This window comes from Streptomyces sp. NBC_00846 (assembly GCF_045207325.1).
In the GTDB taxonomy this organism is placed as follows: Bacteria; Actinomycetota; Actinomycetes; order Streptomycetales; family Streptomycetaceae; genus Streptomyces.
The window spans coordinates 1566781-1588248 of sequence record NZ_CP108846.1 but is presented as its reverse complement, the minus strand read 5'-3'; the positions used below and the strand labels follow the sequence as shown (position 1 = coordinate 1588248).

Sequence of the window (21468 nt, the reverse complement as noted above, 5' to 3'; positions counted from 1 at the left end):
CGCCGGATATGGGCCGTTGTGCCCCGGGTGTGCGCCTTCGTGCATTGACCGTGCCCGGCTGCCCCCGTATGCTACAAGTTGCGCTGCGAGCCTGCGCGCCTCAGACCTAGCAGGCCGCGCTCGCGTCTGTTGTATGTCCCCTCGGTTCACGAGGCGCCTCCCGCTCGCGGGTCGGACGCTTCCCAGGCTGTCCGGCTTCTGCAGAGGCGATACGGGCTCTCGGCGTAGCAGTACCTACGACTCACTGTCCGTACCGGAGCCCTTTCCCACATGACGAGCAGCACCGAGACCACCGCCACCACTCCGCAGGTTGCGGTCAACGACATCGGCGACGCGGACGCGTTCCTCGCGGCGATCGACGAGACGATCAAGTACTTCAACGACGGCGACATCGTTGACGGTGTCATCGTCAAGGTTGACCGGGACGAGGTTCTCCTCGACATCGGTTACAAGACCGAAGGTGTCATCCCGAGCCGCGAGCTCTCGATCAAGCACGACGTCGACCCGAACGAGGTCGTCAAGGTCGGCGACGAGATCGAGGCCCTGGTTCTCCAGAAGGAGGACAAGGAAGGCCGCCTGATCCTCTCGAAGAAGCGCGCTCAGTACGAGCGTGCCTGGGGCACCATCGAGAAGATCAAGGAAGAGGACGGCATCGTCACCGGTACCGTCATCGAGGTCGTCAAGGGTGGTCTCATCCTCGACATCGGCCTCCGCGGCTTCCTGCCGGCCTCGCTCGTCGAGATGCGTCGTGTCCGCGACCTTCAGCCCTACGTGGGCAAGGAGCTCGAGGCGAAGATCATCGAGCTGGACAAGAACCGCAACAACGTGGTCCTGTCCCGCCGTGCCTGGCTGGAGCAGACCCAGAGCGAGGTCCGCCAGACCTTCCTCACGACCCTGCAGAAGGGCCAGGTCCGCTCCGGCGTCGTTTCCTCGATCGTCAACTTCGGTGCGTTCGTGGACCTCGGCGGCGTCGACGGTCTCGTGCACGTCTCCGAGCTGTCCTGGAAGCACATCGACCACCCCTCCGAGGTTGTCGAGGTCGGCCAGGAAGTCACCGTCGAGGTTCTCGACGTCGACATGGACCGCGAGCGCGTCTCGCTGTCGCTCAAGGCGACGCAGGAAGACCCGTGGCAGCAGTTCGCCCGTACGCACCAGATCGGGCAGGTCGTTCCCGGTAAGGTCACCAAGCTCGTTCCCTTCGGTGCGTTCGTGCGCGTCGACGAGGGCATCGAGGGCCTGGTCCACATCTCCGAGCTGGCCGAGCGCCACGTGGAGATCCCGGAGCAGGTCGTCCAGGTCAACGACGAGATCTTCGTCAAGGTCATCGACATCGACCTGGAGCGTCGCCGCATCAGCCTCTCGCTGAAGCAGGCCAACGAGTCCTTCGGTGCCGACCCGGCCTCGGTCGAGTTCGACCCGACCCTGTACGGCATGGCCGCGTCCTACGACGATCAGGGCAACTACATCTACCCCGAGGGCTTCGACCCCGAGACCAACGACTGGCTCGAGGGCTACGAGACCCAGCGCGAGGCGTGGGAGACGCAGTACGCCGAGGCGCAGCAGCGCTTCGAGCAGCACCAGGCCCAGGTCATCAAGTCCCGCGAGGCCGACGAGGCCGCTGCTGCCGAGGGCGCTGCTGCCCCGGCCGGTGGCGCCCCGGCTGCCTCCGGCGGCAGCGGTGGCGGCTCGTACTCCTCGGAGTCCGCGGACAACTCCGGCGCCCTGGCGTCGGACGAGGCCCTGGCTGCCCTGCGCGAGAAGCTGGCGGGCGGCCAGAGCTGACGCTCCGTGCCCCCTCCGGTCGGTGATCGACCGCAGTAGCTGAAAAGTGAGGCCCGCTCCCTTCGGGGGGCGGGCCTCACTCATGTCCGGGGCCGTGCGAGGTCGCCGCGTGGGCCGTTACGGCGTCACGGTGATGTTGGTCAGGCCCTTGCCGCCGGTCGCCGTGTTGCTGCTGTAGACGGTGGTCGGACAACTCGCGCTGTAGTTGGTGACGTTGAACGCGATCTGCTTGTTGCCCGTGGAGCCGGACAGGTCCGAGATGTTGTTGCGGAAGACGGTGCCGCAGCCCCAGCCGCTCTGCGGGGTGTGGGTCTCGTAGCCATTGTTGGTCGTACGGGAGCTCTTGTTGCCGTCGACCAGGACGTCGTCGCCCTTCACATCGACCCAGGAGTCGTCGTAGTTGGCGCCGGTCAGGCCGCTGCCGTCGAAGATGTTGCCGATGATCTCCGCCCCGGTGGTGCCCTCCTCGATATCGACGTTCTTGCCGCCGACCCCGGGGCCGATCGTGTTGTTCAGGATCTGGACCCGGTCGCTACGGTCGGAGAGGTTGCCCGCCGTGCCGACGTAGATGCCCTCGCCCATGCCTCGGCCGTCGTGCCCGGTGTCGTAGCAGCGTGCGGGTGCGCATGGGGGTTTGCCTTCCCGTCGGAGGAGTTCGAGAGGTTCCCGTACGTGAACGTAGGGCGAGTCCCTGAACTTGCTGCCCAGTGACGGTAGGAACGAGGTGAGGCCGCGTCAAGGTGTGGACCATTGTTCACAGATGACCGGTGCGACTCGGCTTCCGTCGTCAACTCGACGCTCACGTCGAGGTGTTCACCAACATGAATGTCAGCGTCTTTACCGGCAACGTCTCGTACCGGCAACGTCCCGTAGGCGGTGACGGCACAGCACACCCGCGTTCTCGCGCAAGTTCTGGCATGAACCGCTGGGTGAAGGGGCATGGTCCGGGAATGCTCGTGCCCCGTCCGGCGTTCTTCTCAGGGAACACGAGGAGGAGCGGTAACCGTGCTTGATCCGCAGAGTTTGTACGAATGGGAGCCGAAGGGACTGGCCGTCGTCGACATGGCGCTCGCCCAGGAGTCGGCCGGCCTGGTCATGCTCTACCACTTCGACGGATACATCGACGCGGGCGAGACCGGTGAACAGATCGTCGACGGCCTGCTCGAAACGCTGCCGCACCAGGTCGTCGCCCGCTTCGACCACGACCGGCTCGTCGACTATCGCGCGCGGCGCCCGCTGCTCACCTTCCGACGTGATCGCTGGGCGGCCTACGAGACGCCGACGCTGGACGTCCGGGTCGTCCAGGACGCGACCGGGGCGCCCTTCCTGCTGCTTTCCGGGCCCGAGCCCGATGTGGAGTGGGAGCGCTTCGCCACCGCCGTCGAGCAGATCGTCGAGCGCCTCGGCGTCCGCCTCGCGGTGAACTTCCACGGCATCCCGATGGGCGTCCCGCACACCCGCCCCGTCGGCGTCACCCCGCACGGCAACCGCACGGACCTCATGCCCGGCCACCGCAGCCCGTTCGACGAGGCGCAGGTCCCCGGCTCCGCCGAGGCCCTGGTGGAGTACCGGCTGATGGAGGCCGGACACGACGTCCTCGGCGTCGCCGCCCACGTGCCGCACTACGTCGCCCGCTCCGCATACCCGGACGCGGCGCTCACCGCCCTGGAGGCGATCACGGCCGCGACGGGCCTGGTCCTGCCGACCGTCGCCCATACGCTGCGTACAGAGGCCCACCGCACCCAGACCGAGATCGACCGGCAGATCGACCAGGGCGACGAGGAGCTCGTCTCGCTCATCGAGGGCCTTGAGCACCAGTACGACGCGGTCGCGGGCTCCGAGACCCGGGGCAATCTGGTGGCCGAGCCGGTCGACCTGCCGTCGGCCGACGAGATCGGTCTCGAATTCGAGCGGTTCCTCGCGGAGCGCGAGGGAGACATCTGACCGGCCCCACCGGCCTGCCGGAGGGGCACTAGGCTGCCCGGCATGCTGAAAGTGGGCCTGACCGGCGGGATCGGCGCCGGCAAGAGTGAAGTGTCACGGATGCTCGTGGGGTACGGAGCGGTGCTGATCGACGCGGACCGTATCGCCCGGGAGGTCGTCGAGCCGGGGACCCCGGGGCTTGCGGCCGTCGTCGAGGCGTTCGGCGCGGACATCCTCACCGCCGACGGCACCCTGGACCGCCCCAGGCTCGGCTCGATCGTGTTCTCCGACGCCGACCGGCTCGCCACCCTCAACGCGATCGTCCACCCGCTGGTCGGTGCCCGTTCCGCAGAACTGGAACGGGCCGCGGGCCCCGACGCGGTCGTCGTCCACGACGTTCCCCTCCTCGCCGAGAACGGCCTCGCCCCGCTCTACGACCTGGTCGTCGTCGTGGACGCCGGTCCGCAGACGCAGCTCGACCGGCTCGTACGGCTGCGCGGCATGACCGAGTCCGAGGCCCGCGCCCGGATGGCCGCGCAGGCCACCCGGGAGCAGCGGCGTGCCGTGGCCGACCTGATCATCGACAACGACGGACCGCTGGAGGAACTGGAGCCGCAGGTCCGCAAGGTCTGGTCGGAGCTGACGAAGCGGGCCGCGGCCGGCTGATGTCCGTACCGGAATACCGGGCCCCGGCCGGGTGTTGAGAGCCGCGTAGTGAAGGGAAGGATGCAATCGTGCCCGAGAGGACCCCGGAAACCGACGTCATCGACTTCCGCGCGGCCGAACACCTGCTGGCGGCGCGCGACCCCCGGGGCGCGGTGAAGCTCCTGGACTCGGTGATCGCGGCCCATCCGGAGAACACGGCCGCCCGGCTGCTGCGGGCGCGTGCCTTCTTTGCCGCCGCCCAACTGCGTCCCGCCGAGCTCGAATTCGAACTCGTCCTGGAGCGTGAACCGGACAACGCCTTCGCGCACTTCGCGCTCGCGCGCACTTTCGAACGCTCCGGCCGTTCCCACCGGGCCGCCCGTCATTTCCGGCTGGCCGCGGCCCTCGACCCGAACCCGGAGTACCTGAAGGCGGCCCGTTTCCGTACGGAGAGCTGACCCCGACACCGCCCCGCCGGGCGGCATGGCCGCCCGGCGGACGTCGCGTCCCGGTCAGTGCCCGTACCTGCCGCGCCCGCCGTGGTCGGGTTCGTACGGCGGAATATTGCGCCCCGGCTGGTAGTGCGGGCCCTGGTGGATGTGGTGGACGATCACCGCCATGTCCACGAGGACCAGCAGAAGCAGCGCACCGCAGGCGGCGGCCCACCCCGGGCGGTCGGTCAGCGTGAACACCGTCAGCCCGAAGACGGCCCAGGCCAGCCCCCATAGACTCAGGCCGAGCCGCAGCCGCAGAGGACTGCGGGCAGTCGTCGGTTCATTACCTGTACGCATGGCAATCGCCCTCTCCTACCAGGATGGACCCGCGACGCCGTTTTGGGGACATACCGACATGGGATTGAGGGGATCGTGTGTGAACGGCACATCGTGGGGGGACCGCGTCGGTCGCAGGGCAAGGGTCCGGGGCTGTCTGCTGGGCGGAGCGATCGGGGACGCCCTGGGGAATCCCGTGGAGTTCCTCTCGCTCGCCGGCATCCGCCGCGCGCACGGTGAACACGGCGTACAGGAACTTCTCGCGGACGAGGAAGGGGTCGTCGGACGTGTCACGGACGACACGCAGATGACCCTGTTCACCGCCGAGGGCCTCATCAGGGCCCATTCCCGCGCGATGTCGAAGGGGGTCGGCGGCGCCGAGATCGGGATCGTGCGGAACGCGTACCTGCGCTGGCTGGATACCCAGAACCACCCGGCTCCGCCGGCCCGGGGAGCCGACAATCCGGTGCGGACCGGCTGGCTCAGGCAGCAGCCCTGGCTGTACGCGCGCCGGGCCCCCGGCAATGCCTGCCTGACGGGCCTCGCGACCGGCCATGTCCCCGAACCGTCGAGGCGGCTCGGCGAGCCCGGTCCCGTCAACACCGGGTCCAAGGGGTGCGGCACGGTGATGCGGTCCGCTCCCTTCGGACTGGTGGGGAAGGGCGCCGAGGCGGGCTTCCGGCTCGCCCACTGGTGCGCGCAGATCACCCACGGCCACCCGACCGGTGCGTACGCCGCCGGTGCGTTCGCCGCGATCGTCGCCCATCTCCTGGAGGGCGACTCGATGGCGGGCGCGGTACTGCGGGCCATGGAGCTGCTGCGCCGCCACCCTGGGCACGAGGAGACGATGGCGGCCCTGCGCGCGGCCGTCGACCTGGCCGCGGAAGGCGAGCCGACCGCCGAGAAGGTGGAGGCGCTGGGCGCGGGCTGGGTGGCCGAGGAGGCCCTCGCCATCGCCGTGTACTGCGCCCTGGTGCTGCCGGGCGCCGACCAGGTGGCCCAGTCGCTGCTGCTCTCCGTCAACCACTCGGGCGACAGCGACTCCACCGGTGCGGTCTGCGGTAATCTGCTCGGCGCCCGCCACGGGGACGTACACCTTCCGCCGTCCTGGCTGGTTGCGACCGAAGGACGTGCGGTGATCACGGAGGTGGCTGACGACCTGTGCGTGGAGTTCGAGCACGCGGTCGCGTGGCCGGCCGAGCGGTACCCGGTGTACTGACGGGCCGGCCGTACGGCGTCGATGCTGACGGCTTCGACGCCAACGATCCCTCGGAACGCCGCTGTTGACGGCTGGTCATGCAGTCGGTGCAATAGTGGCGACGGCTGGTCAGTCCGTCAGTGCAGGCGGGGTGACCACCGGTCAGTGGACCGTGGTGAAGCTGCGCCACGGGAGGTTACGGACCCCGGTGACGTCGCTGACCGTCGTCGCGACGTACGTCGTACCCGGCCCGGTGCAGTCGGGTGTGCGGTACAGAATGATGTCGATCAGGGTGCCGTTGGTCACTTCCTTGGCACCTGCGGGAGCGAGCCGGTGGCAGCCCTTCACCGAGGGGCTGTTCACCATGATCACGGCGTTCCGCTCCGTCGTGTAGGTGACCGGCCCGACCGCGGTCCGGCCGAGGCCGGAACAGCCTGCGACGGTGAGGGTCAGGAGCACGGTCCCGGCCGCTGTGCCGAGAAGGCGGCGTCGGTGATCGATCACAGGCATGGGCGGGTCCTCGTCTGTCTCGTCCGGCTCAGCCGTCGGCACCGCTCGCGCCACGGCACTGCGTACGCCACGGAGAACGTGCTGACGCTGGTCACCCTGCCCGCTCCCCGGCGACCCGGCATCCGGGGCGGGGCCGGGCGGGGGACAGCCGTAAGCGGAGAGCCGCGACCCATGTTCATATCGGTTGATAGTGGGCATACCGTGGTAATAGCGATTGATTGTCGTGTTTCGGTATTTCCGGCATTCAGGGGGCCGTCATGGTCCAGGAGCTCGTGATCGCGACAGTGGCTGCGGCCTCGGCGGGTGCGTTGTACCTGTCGGCGGCGGCCAAGGTCGTCAAGCAGTACGAGCGGGGTGTCGTGCTGCGGCTCGGCAGGCTTCGTAACGATGTGCGAGGGCCCGGATTCACCATGGTGATCCCCGGCATCGACCGGCTGCACAAGGTCAATATGCAGATCGTGACGATGCCGGTGCCCGCGCAGGACGGGATCACCCGGGACAACGTGACGGTGCGGGTCGACGCTGTCATCTACTTCAAGGTGGTGGACGCGGCGAATGCTGTGATCCAGGTGGAGGACTACCGGTTCGCGGTCTCGCAGATGGCACAGACCTCACTGCGGTCGATCATCGGCAAGAGCGACCTCGACGATCTGCTGTCCAACCGCGAGAAGCTGAATCAGGGTCTTGAGCTGATGATCGACAGCCCGGCGGTCGGGTGGGGCGTGCAGATCGACCGCGTGGAGATCAAGGACGTCTCGTTGCCCGAGACGATGAAGCGCTCCATGGCCCGGCAGGCCGAGGCCGACCGTGAGCGGCGGGCCCGCGTCATCAACGCGGACGCCGAGCTTCAGGCGTCGAAGAAGCTCGCCGAGGCGGCGAAGGAGATGTCCAGCCAGCCGGCCGCGCTCCAGCTGCGCCTGCTGCAGACGGTGGTCGCGGTTGCGGCCGAGAAGAACTCCACGCTGGTGCTTCCGTTCCCGGTGGAGCTGCTCCGCTTCCTGGAGAGGGCCCAGCAGCCCGGCCAGCAGACGGAGCTGCAGCCGCGGCAGGCCGTGCGGCCGCCGCAGCGTCCCGCGCAGGCGCAGCCCGAGCGTCCGGCCCAGGCGCAGCCCGAGCGTCCGGCCCAGGCGCAGCCCGAGCGCACCGGTCAGGCACAGCCGCAGCCACGGACGCGGGCGCAGAAGTCGCAGTCCGGGGCGCCTGTACCCACGCCCGCTGTTCTCGCGGGCACCGCACCCGCGCGGCCGTCTCGTTCGAAGCCGTTCGCCAGGCACTGAGGCATGCGTGGATCCATCCCGGCGATGGACCGGGTGCCGGACCGGGCGTTGAACCACGCGCTGAACTTCTGACCTGCTGGAATACGGGTGCGCGACCGGTTGTCAGACCCCCCGCCTAGACTCGCAGGAGTCATAGGGATCAGGACGATCAAGAGGAACAGGGCGGGACGGGAGGGGGCCGATGACCACGGCAGAACACCGGCTGGACGAGTCCGCCGTCCGCCTTCTGAGATGTGCAGCCGTCTTCCTTCCGGCATCGCTGCCGAGGGACGGGCGCGTCGCCTTCTGGGATCCCGATGGCGGCCCCCTCCCGGAGCAGGCCGGTTCCGCGGATCGTGAGGGTGCGGCGCCCGGTGCGGCCGCCGCGGAGATCACCGTCGTCCGTCGGCACGGACAGCAGGACGGCGTCCGACGGTGTGCGGTGCCCGCGGTCCTGCTGCCCCTGTGCGAGGCCGTGCCGCTGCTGGCCCGCGCCCGGCACCAGCGGTCCGCCCACCCCGCGACCCGCTGCTGGGGCGCCGCCGCGCTCCAGTCACTCAACCTGGTGGCGCGCGGCAGACTGCTTCCCGGCCTGACAGGCGACGACCACGACGCCTGGCGGGCCGGACCGCGCGATGCCGAGGACATCGCCCACCTCCGTGCGATCGCCGCCGCCATGCCGGCCGAGGGGTACGCGGTCCCGCTCCCGGACCGCGCACCGCTCCAGGTCCCCGACCCGGAGTGGCTGCTCGGGACGTTCCTCGACGCGGTGGCCGACACCTTGCCCCGTACGCCCGCCGCCGCATACGCGATGGGGGCACCTTTCGCGGCCCGCGAGGCCCAGCATCTGCCGGAAGCCCGTGACTGGGCCGTCGAAGTCGCGGCGGGGCTCGACGCGGGCGTACGGGTCTCGCTGCGCCTCGACCTGGCGGCATACGAACTCTTCGACACGGCGGATACGTACGCCGTCCACCACGAAAACGACGGCGACGGCCACGGCCACGACGCCGACAACGGCCGAAACGGCATCGACGACGACGCCTCCGCCGCGACGGCCGCGGATGTCCGTCCCGGCGCTGCGCGGCACGCCGCCGCGGCCATCACCCAGGTGCACAGCCTGGCCGACCCGACCTACGTCGTCGACGCCGCCGCCCTGTGGCACGGCGGGGCCGGAGAGCCGTTCGGTCCCCGGGCCAGGATCGACGCGGTGCTCGCACTGCGCCGCGCCGCCCGCGTCTGGACGCCGCTGGAGCGGCTGCTGGACCAGCCGGTACCCGATGTGCTCGCGCTCGACGAGGACGAGCTGTACGAGTTGCTGGGCGACGCCGGAGCCCGGCTGACGGCGGCCGGGGTGAGCATCCACTGGCCCAGGGAGCTCGCCCGTTCCCTCACCGCCGCCACCGTCGTGCGGCCCGCGCCCGGCTCCGCCACCGACGGCACCTCGTTCTTCGACGCCGAGCAGCTCTTCTCCTTCGACTGGCAGTTGTCGCTGGGCGACGAGCGGCTGACCGAGGCGGAGATGGACGCTCTCGCGGAGGCCCACCGGCCGGTGGTGCGGCTGCGGGACCAGTGGGTCGTCGTCGACCCCGCGCTCGTGCGCAAGGCGCGCAAGCGGGAGCTCGGGCTGCTCGATCCGGTCGACGCCCTCGCCGTCGCGCTGACCGGCAGCGCCGAAGTCGACGGAGAACAGGTCGAAGCGGTGCCCGTCGGCGCGCTGGCCGCGCTCCGGACCCGCATCACCGCCGACGACACCACCATCGCCCCGCCGCCCGGTCTCGACGCCACGCTCCGCGACTACCAACTGCGCGGCCTGGCCTGGCTGGACCGGATGACCTCGCTCGGCCTCGGCGGCTGCCTCGCCGACGACATGGGCCTGGGCAAGACGATCACCCTCATCGCCCTGCATCTGCACCGCGCCCACCCCGCGCCCACTCTGGTGATCTGCCCCGCCTCCCTCCTCGGCAACTGGCACCGGGAGATCAACCGCTTCGCCCCCGGCGTCCCCGTGCGCCGCTTCCACGGCACCGGCCGCACACTCGCCGATCCCGACGGCGGTTTCGTCCTCACCACGTACGGCACGATGCGTTCGAGCGCGGCGCAACTCGCCGACCACAGCTGGGGACTGATCGTCGCCGACGAGGCCCAACACGTGAAGAACCCGCACTCCTCCACGGCGAAGGCGCTGCGCACCATCCCGGCCCCGGCGAGGGTCGCCCTCACCGGCACGCCCGTGGAGAACAACCTCTCCGAGCTGTGGGCCCTGCTCGACTGGACGACTCCCGGACTGCTCGGCCCGCTCAAGGCGTTCCGGGCCCGCCACGCCCGTATCGTCGAGAACACCGGTACGGCCGCCGGGCTCGCCAACGACGAAGCGGTCGAACGGCTCTCCCGGCTGGTCCGGCCCTTTCTCCTGCGCCGCAAGAAGTCGGACCCGGGCATCGCCCCCGAGCTGCCGCCCAAGACGGAGACCGACCACCCCGTCTTCCTCACCCGCGAACAGGCCACGCTCTACGAGGCGGCGGTCCGCGAGACGATGGCGTTCATCGAGGCCTCGGAGGGCATCGCCCGGCGCGGTCTGATCATGAAACTGCTGGCCTCGCTCAAGCAGATCTGCAATCACCCCGCGCAGTATCTGAAGGAGGAGCCGACCCGACTCACCGGCCGTTCGGGAAAGCTCGCCCTGCTCGACGAACTCCTCGACACGATCCTCGCCGAGGACGGCTCCGTCCTCATCTTCACCCAGTACGTGACGATGGCCCGGCTCCTCTCCGCCCACCTCGCCTCGCGCGCCGTCCCCTCCCAGCTCCTGCACGGCGGCACACCGGTCGCCGAGCGGGAACGGATGGTGGACCGCTTCCAGTCCGGCGAGGTCCCGGTCTTCCTGCTCTCCCTCAAGGCGGCGGGCACCGGACTGAACCTCACCAGGGCCGCCCACGTCATCCACTACGACCGCTGGTGGAACCCGGCCGTCGAGGAACAGGCCACGGACCGGGCGTACCGCATCGGCCAGACACAGCCCGTGCAGGTGCACCGGCTGATCGCGGAGGGCACGGTCGAGGACCGGATCGACGAGCTCCTGCGGACCAAGCGGGTCCTGGCCGACACGGTCCTCGGCACCGGCGAGACCGCGCTGACCGAGCTCAGCGACCGCGACCTGGCCGATCTCGTCTCGCTCCGGAGGCCGCCGTCATGAGCCCCCGCCCGCAGCCCCTGCCCCGTCCGTACGCCCGCCCCGAGCCCCGGCCGGCCGGTCGGCCGGTGGCCAGGTCACGCCCCGGCCCCGACGATCTGCGGCGCACCTTCGAGGCCGTGCCGCCCCGCACGTGCGACGGCGACGAACCCTTCGCGGACAGCTGGTGGGGCCGCGCCTGGGTGGCCGCCCTGGAATCCCTGTCGATGGACGAGGGACGGCTCTTCCGCGGCCGTACGTACGCCGACAGCGGCAAGGTCGCCGCGATCACCGTCACCCCTGGACGAGTCGTCGCCTACGTCCACGGCAGCCGCCCCCGCCCCTACCGCGCCGAGCTGCGTCTGCGGTCGTTCACCGATGCCGACTGGGACATCTTCCTGGACGAGGTGGCTGCCCGCCCCGGTCACCTCGCCGCACTGCTCGCCAAGGAGATGCCGCACTCGCTGGCCGAGACGGCGGCCGAGGCCGGCATCGGGCTGCTGCCCACCGCGGGCGATCTCGATCCCGGCTGTTCCTGCCCCGATCACGGCTGGCCCTGCAAGCATGTGGCCGCCCTCTGCTACCAGATGGCCCGGCTCCTGGACGCCGACCCGTTCGTCCTTCTGCTGCTGCGCGGCCGGGGCGAGCGCGAACTCCTCGAAGAGCTGGGCCGCCGCAACGCCGCGCACTCCGCCCGGGAACGCCCCGCCGCCCCCGCCACCCCCTCCGTGCCGGCCGGCGAAGCCCTTGCGGACCGCTACCTCCCGCCGCTCCCCGCCCCGCTCCCGGTCCTGCCGCACCCGGGGCAGCCACCCTCGTACCCGAGCCTGCCCGGCGCCCGCGAGCCGCTCGCCCTCGACCACCTGGCCACGGACGCGGCGGCCCGTGCGCACGCGCTCCTCACCACCGGCCTCGACCCGCTCGCCGGTCTCACCGCCTGGCAGGACGCGGTGCGGCTGGCCGCGTCCCGGCCCACCGCCGGACTCACCGCGACCACCCGCGCCCTCTACCGCGAGCTGGCGTACGCCACCGGCCGCACCCCCACCGACCTGGCCCGGGCCGTCGCAGCCTGGCGCCAGGGCGGCGCCGAAGGACTGGCCGTCCTCGAAACACCCTGGGACCCTCCGGCCGGCCCCTTCGACCGCGCCCGCCCCGCGCTCGCTGCCGCCGACTTCCCCCGCTTCCACCCCTGGCGCAACCACCTCACCCACCCCAGCGGCACACTCCAGCTCCGCTTCGGCCACGACGGCCGTTGGTACGGCTACGAATCCGAGCCGGGCGAGGACGACTGGTGGCCCCGCGCCACCCCGGACTCCGACCCGGTGGGCGCACTCATGGAACTCGGCGGGGGCTGAACCCGACCGGACCGCGCCCGTTCCCGGCGCCGTCAGCGAGGCAGTACGGCATCGACGACATCCCGGGCGAAGTCCGCCGGCACCGGTTCGCGGCGGAACAGCACCCGCATCCGGACCGCCCCCGCGATCAGTTCCAGCAGCAGCATCGGGTCGGCGTCCACGGGGAGTTCGCCGCGGGCGGCGGCGCGGGTGAAGACCGGCTGTTCACGGGAGAAGCGATCGGCGAAGAAGTCGCGGGTGAGGGCGGCGAGTTCGTCGTCGGGCAGGCCGGTGCCCGAGGTCATGGCGCGGGCGACGGGTTCGGTGCGCCCGTCGGTGAGCAGGCGGTGATCTGTTCGGTGAGGGCGATCAGATCACCGCGGAGGCTGCCCGTGTCGGGGATGTCGATGTCGAGGACCCGGGCATGGATCAGGGCCACCCGCAGGAGCGCCGGTTTCGAGGGCCACCAGTGGTAGATCGTCGTCTTGTTCCGGAAGTCGGCGGTCGGGTGTCAGAAGTCGGCGGTCGTGTGCTCTTCGAGCCGAGCCACCGAGTCCTGGGCGTAGGCTTTCTCGTAGGCGTCGCGGATCCGCTCGATCTGGGCATCGCGTACGCGGGCCTCGGACGCGGGGTAGAGCAGGGTCAGTTCGTAGCTGCGCTCCCGTTCGATGACCCCTTTGGAGTCGCGCCACTGGCCGCGGCCGTCCTTGATGGTCAGCCCGTTCGGGAAGCGCGGTGTGACCTCTTCGTCGATGAACGCAAGGAATTGACGATCGGTCACAGTCACTCCGCCGTCAGGGCGTTCGGTGCCGAAGAACAGCCGGGTCTCGATGTAGGCCTTCCCGCGCACGGCGACGGACGATGCTGCGGGCCGCGAGGCGGAGGGGGATTCGTTGCCGAGCGTGGCGTACGCGACCGGTGTGCCCACGGCCAGGACGGTCAGGGCGGCAGCGGTGAGTGCGGTGTGCTGCTTCGGGCCGGTGAGGCCCTTCGTACGGGTGAAGTGGGGGAAGCGAGGCAAGGCGGGAACCTTCGTTCGGAGTCTGCGCGGGGGTCCGTGAGGGCCTGCGGAGCGGATGCGCGGGGCTTACTGTGGCAAGCGACGCGCGCCGGACGGCGGCAGGACATGGGAGCACCCACCGGAAACCACCCGTACGGGTCGGACCGGGGCGTCACCGGAATCCCACTGCTTCACGGAACCCAGGGGTTTCACCGAATCCCACTGCTTCACGGAACCCAGGGGTTTCACCGAATCCCGCTGCTTCACCGAATCCGAGGGATTCACCGAAATCCCGCCGCGCCCGCGTACCCCGCGCCTCCGATGGCCCGTTGAAGGGCGTTGCTGTGAAAAAACCCTTGGTTCCCATCGGCTCGGCGCTGCTAGCTTCCTCGATGTGGCGAAACTCAATCAGATCATCGCAGTGGAGAAGGGCGTCAAGTCCAAGGCTCACCAGGACCTGACGGCGGCGCATCACGGCCTTCAGAAGACCGGTCTGCTGGCCGGGATCTCCCGGACGTATCAGCCGAAGGACGAGGAGGGTGAGCAGCTGCCGCCCGAGTCGACGCTCGTGCAGATCAAGGCCGAGGACGTGCTGCGACAGACCGCGACGACCCTGACCCGGCTCTTCGATGTGACCGCCACGAAGGACTGGGCGAACTGCGCGGCCCGCGCGGATGTGAAGGTCGACGGACGGGTCCTCGTGAGCGAGGTGCCGGTGTCGTATCTGCTCTTCCTGGAGAAGCAGCTGACGGACATCAACACCTTTGTCCGCAGGCTTCCTGTGCTCGACGCCGCCGAAGCCTGGACCCAGGACCCGTCGACGGACTCCTGGAAGACCGAGCCGGTGAGGACGCTCCGTACGAAGAAGGTGCCCCGCAACCACGTGAAGGCGGAGGCCACCGACAAGCATCCGGCGCAGGTCGAGGTGTACTACGAGGACGTTCCGATCGGGTACTGGACGACCGTGAAGTTCTCCGGAGCCCTGCCCGCGCGGCGGGTCAACGAACTGCTGGACCGGGTGGAGAAGCTCCAGCAGGCCGTGAAGTTCGCCCGCGAGGAGGCCAACGGCGTGGACGTCACCGACCAGCGGGTGGGTGATGCGGTATTCGGTTACCTCTTCGGGTGACCGACCATTGATTCCCCGGCCGTTCACTGCGGCCGGGGTGCGCGAGGAGCGCAAGCTGAAACTGAAGCTTGTCGTGATGACGCGGTTCCAGTGGAGGTTCGAGTCCTCCCCCCGGCATTCTGTGCGGCCCGCACATGAACGGGCCGGGGTAGCCCAAATGGCAGAGGCAGACCGCGATCAATCTCAGACTCTTGCTCCAGACTCAGCATTCGCCACCCATCGCCGAATCAAACGGGCCCGTGCCCATGGGCGTCGAGATGCCGGTTCGACTCCGGCTCGCAGAGCTTCGATCTGCGGTCGTCTAAAGGCAGGACGCGGCGACATAAACCTGACATGGGTCCTTAAAAGTGTCGGCGTGCCGCATGGGTGGCACACCAGGGCTCGGGGGCCGGCTACGCCCCCGGGCCCGCTCCCGTTCCGGACAACGCGCCGCTCGCGGGCAGCGACACCCCGCGCCTCGCGAAGAAGCGCTCGAAACCGGGCAGCGGAAGGTCCGCGACACGCGTCCCGGCCGTCGTGCCCGAGGGGTTGTGGAAGTGGACACCGGCGCCGTCGGCCGTACGGGACGTCAGCAGCACCAGATGCCCGCCGAGCCCCGGAGCGGGCCGCTCCGGATGCCGGATGCCGTAGTGCACCGAGGCCATGACGGTCCGGCCGCCGTCCAGCAGATCGAGGATCTCCCGCACGGAGAGGTGGCGGTGGACCGTGGCGTCGAGTCCGTGCACTTCCCGTACGTACTGTGCGAAGGGCGCGTAGATCAGGCCCCGGATCACCCCCTCGGCATCCTCCGTGTACGCGCCGTACTTGAGCGCCCCGTCGCGCAGCGCGAACAGGGACGGGGCCCCGGCGGCCCGGGCCGATACGGCGCCCGAGCCCTCCCCGGCGCCGAGCGCCATGCGCAGGCAGGTCACGCCGCACAGATGACCGGACCAGCGCGCGTACTCGGCGGGTGACGCCGCTCCCGACTCCGCCCACGCGGGATCGGTGGCCGGATCGAGTCCGCCCTCGACGATCGGGCCGACGAGTTCGGGCGAGGCGAACTGGGTGAGGACGGGAACGCGGCAGACGGGGCAGGTCACCGGGGGCATCCGATCACTGGCGGTATCCGGTCAGGAAACGGCCGATGCGGCTGATCGCCGCGTCGAGATCGTCAGCGTACGGGAGGGTCAGGATCCGGAAGTGGTCGGGCCGCGGCCAGTTGAAGCCAGTGCCCTGCACGACCTGGATCTTCTCCCGCAGCAGCAGGTCCAGGACGAACTTCTCGTCGTCGACGATCGGATGCACCTTCGGGTCGATGCGCGGGAACGCGTACAGCGCGCCCTTCGGCTTCACGCACGACACGCCCGGGATCTCGTTCAGCTTCTCCCAGGCCCGGTTGCGCTGCTCGTACAGCCTGCCGCCGGGCGCGACCAGTTCCCGGATCGACTGCCGCCCGCCGAGCGCCGCCTGGATGGCGTACTGCGCGGGCGCGTTGGGGCACAGGCGCATGGAGGCGAGCGTGGTAAGCCCCTCCAGATAGTTGCGGGCGTGCTGCTGCGGGCCGGAGACCACCATCCAGCCGGAGCGGAACCCCGCCACCCGGTACGTCTTCGACAGACCGCTGAAGGTGAGGCAGACCAGGTCGGGGGCGAGGACCGCCACACTGTGGTGCTCGGCGTCGTCGTAGAGGATCTGATCGTAGATCTCGTCGGCGAGGACCATCAGGCCGTGCCTGCGCGCCAGATCGAGGATGCCTTCGAGGACCTCGCGCGGGTAGACGGCACCGGTCGGGTTGTTCGGGTTGATGATCACGACGGCCCTGGTGCGGTCGGTGATCTTCGACGCCATGTCCGCGAGGTCCGGGTTCCAGTCCGAGGCCTCGTCACAGGTGTAGTGCACGGCCTTGCCGCCCGCGAGGGTCACCACCGCGGTCCACAGCGGATAGTCGGGGGACGGGACGAGCACCTCGTCACCGTCCTCCAGGAGCGCCTGGACGGCCATGGAGATCAGCTCCGAGACGCCGTTGCCGAGAAAGATGTCGTCGACCCCGACGTCCGCCAGCCCCATCGCCTGGTAGCGCTGCGCCACCGCCCGGCGGGCGGACAGGATGCCGCGCGAATCGGTGTAGCCGTGGGCCTGCGGAAGCATCCGGATCATGTCCTGGACGACCTCCTCCGGCGCCTCGAAACCGAAGAGTGCCGGATTGCCCGTGTTGAGGCGGAGCACGCTGTGGCCCGCCTCCTCCAGGGCGTTGGCGTGCTCGATGACCGGGCCCCGGATCTCGTAGCAGACCTCGTTGAGCTTGCTGGACTGCCGGAATTCCATGCGGTGGCCTCCCCGACCTGATTGCGATACTTGGTTTTACCAAGCTCGGGCTTGGAAAGTCCAACAACATGTCTAGACTGCGTCGCATGCCACGTCAGCAACAGTCCGCAACCCGCCCGGCCCGCCGCCGGAGTTACGACCAGTTCTGCGCCACCGCACGCTCCCTCGATTCCGTGGGCGACCGGTGGACCCTGCTGATCGTCCGTGAACTGCTGGCGGGCCCCCGCCGCTACACCGACCTCCACGCCGACCTGCCGGGCGTCAGTACCGACGTCCTCGCCTCCCGGCTCAAGGACATGGAGCAGGGCGGCCTGGCCACCCGCCGCAGGCTCCCACCGCCCGCCGCGGCCTCGGTGTACGAACTGACGGGGCGCGGCCGCGGACTGCTGCCCGTACTCGCCGCCCTCGCGGAGTGGGGCGCGCCCGCGCTCACCGAGCGGCGGCCCACCGATGCGGTGCGGGCGCACTGGTTCGCGCTTCCGCTGCTGCGCGCGCTGGACGGGCTGACCCATGCCGGAGTCGTCGAAGTCCGGCTGGACGAGGGCGAGTTCCATGTACGCGCCGGTGGTGCGACGGCCGGGGGGACGGGGAATCCGACGGCTGCACAGGCGGTCTACGGGGATGGCCCAGCCGACCATGCCGATGCCCGTATCGCCCTCGACGTCGAGGTCTGCCTGGCGCTCGGACGGGGGGAGTTGACGCTTACCGAGGCCGTCAAGGACGGGCGCATCGAGGTGTCTGGCGACGGGCCGCTCGTCGCCGAACTCCGCGGCGAATGACCGGGACGGCGCGGGGGCGACCGTCGGAACGCGAGGGTTTCGCGGGTCAACTCGCGGGTAGCGTGGGGGCATTTGACATGACCGGTTCCGGATTTCCGGTCCGGGGTTCCGGTTCGGGACGTCCGGTCCGGGGTGTCCAGGATGCTTCCGGAACCCCGAGGCAGAGGAGTCGCATGTGAAGGCCGGAAGACAGCAGGGGAACCGTGGGCGGCGCGTACAGCAGGCGCGACTCGCCAAAGTCCTGGGCACGGACGGCCGCGCGGACGCGCTCGGCTTCGTGCCGTCGGCAGCCGTCGCCACACCCGGCAGCGGTGTGAGTGGCACGGTGCTCGCGAAGGGCACATCGACGGGGAAGCTGGAGGTGAAGACCCCGAACGGCCGCACCGACGTGACCTTCCGGACCATCACCGTCGAGCCGGGCGGCTCCACCGGCTGGCACACTCATAGCGGTCAGGTCATCGCCGTCGTCAAGTCCGGGACGCTGACGCGCACTATGGACGACTGCTCGGTCGAGGTGATATCCGCGGGCTCGTCCTTCATCGAGCCGTCCGGGGCCAAGCACCGCCACATCGGACGCAACCTGGGGACCGAACCTGTGGTGATCTGGGCGACGTATCTCCTGCCCGAGGGCAGCGCCCTCTCGGACGACGCCGACGCGGTGGACTGCGGCGCGAAGAAGTAGACGGCGTGACGCGCACCCGCCCACCGCCGCCGGCGCGGTCGTCAGTCGGCGAGCGTCTCCCCGTATGCCCCGAAGCCGGACTCACCAGGCCGTCGCGGAAGGTCAGCACCTCACTGACCCGGCCGCCGATCTGGTTGCGATAGTCGATCACCAGGGCATGGACGCTCGCCCGGACGTCCACCACCTCGAACTTCAGCTCGGGGATACGCCCCAGCGCCGCCGCCCAGTACCTGCGCAGTGCTTCCTGCACTGGTTCCCGTTCGACCTGAGCGTCCATCTGCGGTTGTCGCCGGGCGCACTGCGGCGGCGTACCGGGGCGGGCGAGCGCTGGACCCTGCCCGCTTTCGCGCGGTACGAGGACGAGGTGGCGCCCGGCGGACGCGCGGACGCGCTCGTACGGGCCGACGATCCCATGCACCCCGCCTGGACCGGGTGGGGGCGGAGCGGGTAACGGGCGGGGCCGATCCGGCGAGCCGGGTGCGTCATGGACCGGGGCGGCCCCCCACGGTGGTGACCGCCTCCGCCCCCGACCGGCAGCCCGCCGCCACGGCCGAGGTGTCGTCCGCCCCCGCGAGGTGCGCCGCGAGGAAGCCGCCGGTGAACGCGTCGCCCGCACCCGTCGAGTCCACGGCACCCCGCACCTGAACAGCCGGGATGCGCCGGGTCACCGTGCCCGCGACGGCCAGCAGGGCCCCGTCCCCGCCGAGCGTGACGACCACCCGGGGCACCTGAAGGCTCAACTTGGCCGCCGCGTCGGCCGGTTCGGGTAGTCCGGTGAGCAGCCGGGCCTCGTCCGCATTGGGCAGCAGCAGATCCGTGCCCTCCACGACTGTCAGGAACCGGTCGACGCCCAGCTCGGCGAGGAAGCCGGCCGACGCCGGGTCGACGCTCACCGTGACCCCCCGCCGCCGGGCCTCCCGCAGGGCGAGCAGGGCCGTCGCCCGGCTCGTCGCGGCGAAGAGGAGGTATCCGGAGAGATGGAGATGGGCGATGCCGTCGAGCATCGACGTCGACCAGTCGCCGGGGGAGAGACGGAGCACGGCACCGCTGTCGGTGAGGAAGGTGCGCTCGGCGGCGGCATCGACGAGGGCGACGACGGTGGCGGTCGGCACGTCGTCGTCCACGGCCAGCAGACAACGTACCCCTGCCCGTCGGAGCGCGTCACGGTGCCAGACCGCACGGTCGGCGCCGACGCGGGCCAGCAGCCGTACGTCGCGGCAGCCCGAACGCGCCGCCCAGCAGGCGACGTTGGCGCCCGCGCCGCCGGGGAGAGTACGGATCCGGGCCGAGGTGTCGGTACCGTGGACCAGTGCCGTCGCATGCCGGGCCACTACGTCGGTGACCACGTCCCCGACGACGAGCAGACCGCCGCCGCTCATCGGCCCGCTGTTGGTCATTGACCCGCTGTTGGTCTTCGGCCTGTGGTCCGCCATCGGCCTGCTGTCGGCCATCGGTCCGTCGTCGGCCATCGGCCCGTCACCGGTGATCGGCCTGTCGTCGGTCATTGACCGGCCGCCGGGCTCCGGCGCGATGTCGTGTCCTGCGCGGCGGCGGCCCACGCACCGGAGATCCGCGTGGCAAGCGATACGTTTCCGCGTACGGCCGCCAGATTGGCCTCCAGCGAAGCGCCCCCGGTCCCACGCATCAGCCGGTCCAGCAGGAACGGAGTGACGGCCTGGCCCACGATGCCGCGCTCCCGGCACGCGTCCAGGGCCTCGGCCAGCACGCGGTCATGGAGCGCGGGGTCCAACTGATCTTCCACGGACACGGGGTTGGCGACGATCAGCGCGGAACCGGGACCGCCGAGCGCGTCCTGGGCCCGCATCACCTCCGCGACCTCCTCGGGCGTCCGTACGGTCCAGTCGACCGGTTCGCCCGAGCTGTTCAGGTAGAAGCCGGGAAAACGGTCGGTGCCGTAACCGAGCACGCCGACACCGAGCGTCTCCAGACGCTGCAACGTCGCGGGAACGTCGAGGACCGACTTCACCCCCGCGCACACCACGGTGATGCCGGTCCGCGCGAGGAGCCGGAGGTCCGCGGACTCGTCCTGGGTCTCCGTCCAGCCCCGGTGTACGCCGCCGAGACCGCCGGTCGCGAAGACGCGCAGGCCCGCGTGCGCGGCCAGGAACGCCGTCGCGGACACGGTCGTCGCCCCGCTCGCGCCCGCCGCCAGAGCCGGTGCGAGGTCCCGGTGGCCCAGCTTCCGGATCGCCGGGTCGGTGGCAACCCGCTCCAACCGGTCCTTGTCCAGGCCGATGTGGGCCCGTCCGTCGAGTACGGCGATCGTGGCGGGCACCGCGCCCGCGGACCGTACGAGCCCTTCGAGCTCCTCGGCGACCCGCAGATTGCGTGGGCGCGGCAGGCCGTGGGCGATGATCGTCGACTCCAGAGCCACGACGGGGTGGTGCGTGGCGAGGGCCGCCCGTACCTCGGTGGAGAGGACGGGGGCGAAGGAATGTGCGCTGTGCGACGCATTCAATGACATGTCCACATCCCTGTCGCGGGCGCGCCGGCCTCAAACGTGCTGCGGGACTACTCGTCTTCTGCGCATGTTCTCCCGGTCCTGGTGCCGAGTCGCTCCGGAGCGGTCGCTAGGGTGACCAGTCATGACCACACTTGATCAAGCTCCCGCCTCGTTCACCGTGCACATTCCGGCTGCCGAACTCGAACCGGAACCGCTCGACCCGGCACAGATCGTCTCGGGCGACCCCGTGGTGACCGGCAAGGTGCTCTGGGAGTCGCCCGACGGCAAGCAGGTGCGCGGGATCTGGCAGATCACTCCCGGAGTGGTCACCGACACCGAGGCCAATGAGCTGTTCGTAGTCGTCAGCGGGCGCGCGACCGTGGCCGTCGAGGGCGGGGCCGCGCTGGAGATCGGGCCGGGGGACGCCTGCGTACTGCGCGAGGGCGACCGTACGACGTGGACCGTGCACGAGACGCTGCGCAAGGCGTACCACATCAGCCTGTGAAGCCTCGGCAGCCTCGGCAGC

The 21468-nt window shown here is 70.4% G+C and carries 21 protein-coding genes and 3 pseudogenes; 14 read left to right on the top strand and 10 right to left on the bottom strand.

Annotated features, from left to right (window positions below; translation table 11 throughout):
• The first annotated feature begins 270 nt into the window (after positions 1–270).
• Positions 271–1782: a 30S ribosomal protein S1 gene (rpsA, locus tag OG936_RS07400; RefSeq protein WP_266362176.1), complete on the top strand. Its 1512-nt coding sequence runs from the start codon at positions 271–273 to the stop codon at positions 1780–1782.
• Between the two features lie 117 nt (positions 1783–1899).
• On the opposite strand, the pseudogene OG936_RS07395 reads toward rpsA, so the two are convergent.
• Positions 1900–2400 (bottom strand): annotated as a pseudogene (locus OG936_RS07395) (sheath polysaccharide-degrading enzyme); the annotation flags it as partial.
• Between the two features lie 405 nt (positions 2401–2805).
• Between OG936_RS07395 and OG936_RS07390 the strand changes: the two are divergent.
• From OG936_RS07390 to OG936_RS07380, 3 genes are all read left to right on the top strand, one after another.
• Positions 2806–3726: a PAC2 family protein gene (locus OG936_RS07390; protein ID WP_406500345.1), complete on the top strand. Its 921-nt coding sequence runs from the start codon at positions 2806–2808 to the stop codon at positions 3724–3726.
• A 42-nt stretch (positions 3727–3768) separates the two neighbouring features.
• Positions 3769–4371 (top strand): dephospho-CoA kinase, encoded by a 603-nt coding sequence (coaE, locus tag OG936_RS07385; protein WP_406493366.1) that lies wholly within the window; start codon positions 3769–3771, stop codon positions 4369–4371.
• Positions 4372–4439: 68 nt separating this feature from the next.
• The gene (locus tag OG936_RS07380) at positions 4440–4808 is read left to right on the top strand and encodes a tetratricopeptide repeat protein (protein ID WP_383750005.1); all 369 of its coding nucleotides are present in this window, start codon (positions 4440–4442) and stop codon (positions 4806–4808) included.
• Between the two features lie 54 nt (positions 4809–4862).
• On the opposite strand, the gene OG936_RS07375 is transcribed toward OG936_RS07380, so the two are convergent.
• On the bottom strand, positions 4863–5141 hold the full coding sequence (locus OG936_RS07375) for a DUF6343 family protein (RefSeq protein WP_406493364.1): 279 nt from the start codon (positions 5139–5141) through the stop codon (positions 4863–4865).
• Between the two features lie 79 nt (positions 5142–5220).
• Here OG936_RS07375 and OG936_RS07370 point away from each other — a divergent pair, with 79 nt between their 5' ends.
• Positions 5221–6339 (top strand): ADP-ribosylglycohydrolase family protein, encoded by a 1119-nt coding sequence (locus tag OG936_RS07370; protein ID WP_406493362.1) that lies wholly within the window; start codon positions 5221–5223, stop codon positions 6337–6339.
• 141 nt (positions 6340–6480) lie between these two features.
• Here OG936_RS07370 and OG936_RS07365 read toward each other — a convergent pair whose 3' ends face one another.
• A complete protein-coding gene (locus tag OG936_RS07365; RefSeq protein WP_383750000.1) occupies positions 6481–6828 on the bottom strand; it encodes a hypothetical protein in 348 nt (115 codons plus the stop codon).
• 257 nt (positions 6829–7085) lie between these two features.
• Between OG936_RS07365 and OG936_RS07360 the strand changes: the two genes are divergently transcribed.
• The 3 genes from OG936_RS07360 to OG936_RS07350 all read left to right on the top strand — a co-directional run bounded on the left by OG936_RS07360 (position 7086) and on the right by OG936_RS07350 (position 12608).
• The gene (locus OG936_RS07360) at positions 7086–8105 is read left to right on the top strand and encodes an SPFH domain-containing protein (protein ID WP_406493361.1); all 1020 of its coding nucleotides are present in this window, start codon (positions 7086–7088) and stop codon (positions 8103–8105) included.
• Positions 8106–8286: 181 nt separating this feature from the next.
• Positions 8287–11277 (top strand): SNF2-related protein, encoded by a 2991-nt coding sequence (locus OG936_RS07355; protein WP_406493359.1) that lies wholly within the window; start codon positions 8287–8289, stop codon positions 11275–11277.
• The gene (locus OG936_RS07350) at positions 11274–12608 is read left to right on the top strand and encodes an SWIM zinc finger family protein (RefSeq protein ID WP_406493358.1); all 1335 of its coding nucleotides are present in this window, start codon (positions 11274–11276) and stop codon (positions 12606–12608) included. The genes OG936_RS07355 and OG936_RS07350 overlap by 4 nt, the downstream gene beginning before the upstream one ends.
• A gap of 32 nt (positions 12609–12640) precedes the next feature.
• Here the strand turns inward: OG936_RS07350 and OG936_RS07345 are convergent, their stop codons facing one another.
• The 3 genes from OG936_RS07345 to OG936_RS07335 form a co-directional block, all read right to left on the bottom strand.
• On the bottom strand, positions 12641–12892 hold the full coding sequence (locus OG936_RS07345) for a TetR-like C-terminal domain-containing protein (RefSeq protein ID WP_406493356.1): 252 nt from the start codon (positions 12890–12892) through the stop codon (positions 12641–12643).
• Positions 12889–13026 (bottom strand): hypothetical protein, encoded by a 138-nt coding sequence (locus tag OG936_RS07340; RefSeq protein ID WP_406493355.1) that lies wholly within the window; start codon positions 13024–13026, stop codon positions 12889–12891. The genes OG936_RS07345 and OG936_RS07340 overlap by 4 nt, the downstream gene beginning before the upstream one ends.
• Positions 13027–13098: 72 nt before the next feature.
• Complete coding sequence (locus OG936_RS07335) at positions 13099–13608, bottom strand: DUF3574 domain-containing protein (RefSeq protein WP_406493354.1); 510 nt, start codon at positions 13606–13608, stop codon at positions 13099–13101.
• 373 nt (positions 13609–13981) lie between these two features.
• Here OG936_RS07335 and OG936_RS07330 point away from each other — a divergent pair, with 373 nt between their 5' ends.
• Both OG936_RS07330 and OG936_RS07325 read left to right on the top strand, forming a co-directional pair.
• The gene (locus OG936_RS07330) at positions 13982–14713 is read left to right on the top strand and encodes a hypothetical protein (protein ID WP_266745558.1); all 732 of its coding nucleotides are present in this window, start codon (positions 13982–13984) and stop codon (positions 14711–14713) included.
• 31 nt (positions 14714–14744) lie between these two features.
• Positions 14745–14830: pseudogene (locus OG936_RS07325) on the top strand.
• 275 nt (positions 14831–15105) lie between these two features.
• Here OG936_RS07325 and OG936_RS07320 read toward each other — a convergent pair.
• Together OG936_RS07320 and OG936_RS07315 are read right to left on the bottom strand one after the other, a co-directional pair.
• Complete coding sequence (locus tag OG936_RS07320; protein ID WP_383749983.1) at positions 15106–15792, bottom strand: peptidase; 687 nt, start codon at positions 15790–15792, stop codon at positions 15106–15108.
• A 13-nt stretch (positions 15793–15805) separates the two neighbouring features.
• Positions 15806–17017 carry a pyridoxal phosphate-dependent aminotransferase gene (locus tag OG936_RS07315; protein WP_266906994.1) on the bottom strand — a complete coding sequence of 404 codons (1212 nt, stop codon included), beginning with the start codon at positions 17015–17017 and terminating at the stop codon, positions 15806–15808.
• 86 nt (positions 17018–17103) lie between these two features.
• On the opposite strand from OG936_RS07315, the gene OG936_RS07310 reads away from it, so the two are divergent.
• The 3 genes and pseudogenes from OG936_RS07310 to OG936_RS07300 form a co-directional block, all read left to right on the top strand.
• Complete coding sequence (locus OG936_RS07310; protein ID WP_406493351.1) at positions 17104–17796, top strand: winged helix-turn-helix transcriptional regulator; 693 nt, start codon at positions 17104–17106, stop codon at positions 17794–17796.
• A 175-nt stretch (positions 17797–17971) separates the two neighbouring features.
• Complete coding sequence (locus OG936_RS07305; protein ID WP_406493349.1) at positions 17972–18478, top strand: cupin domain-containing protein; 507 nt, start codon at positions 17972–17974, stop codon at positions 18476–18478.
• Between the two features lie 247 nt (positions 18479–18725).
• A pseudogene (locus OG936_RS07300) lies at positions 18726–18929 on the top strand (uridine kinase); the annotation flags it as partial.
• Positions 18930–18960: 31 nt separating this feature from the next.
• Here the strand turns inward: OG936_RS07300 and OG936_RS07295 are convergent.
• A complete protein-coding gene (locus OG936_RS07295) occupies positions 18961–19875 on the bottom strand; it encodes a carbohydrate kinase family protein (RefSeq protein WP_406500344.1) in 915 nt (304 codons plus the stop codon).
• 104 nt (positions 19876–19979) lie between these two features.
• Positions 19980–20963 carry a pseudouridine-5'-phosphate glycosidase gene (locus OG936_RS07290; RefSeq protein WP_406493347.1) on the bottom strand — a complete coding sequence of 328 codons (984 nt, stop codon included), beginning with the start codon at positions 20961–20963 and terminating at the stop codon, positions 19980–19982.
• 121 nt (positions 20964–21084) lie between these two features.
• Between OG936_RS07290 and OG936_RS07285 the strand changes: the two genes are divergently transcribed.
• Positions 21085–21447, top strand: a complete 363-nt coding sequence (locus tag OG936_RS07285; RefSeq protein WP_406493345.1) for a cupin domain-containing protein — start codon at positions 21085–21087, stop codon at positions 21445–21447.
• Positions 21448–21468: the final 21 nt, after the last annotated feature.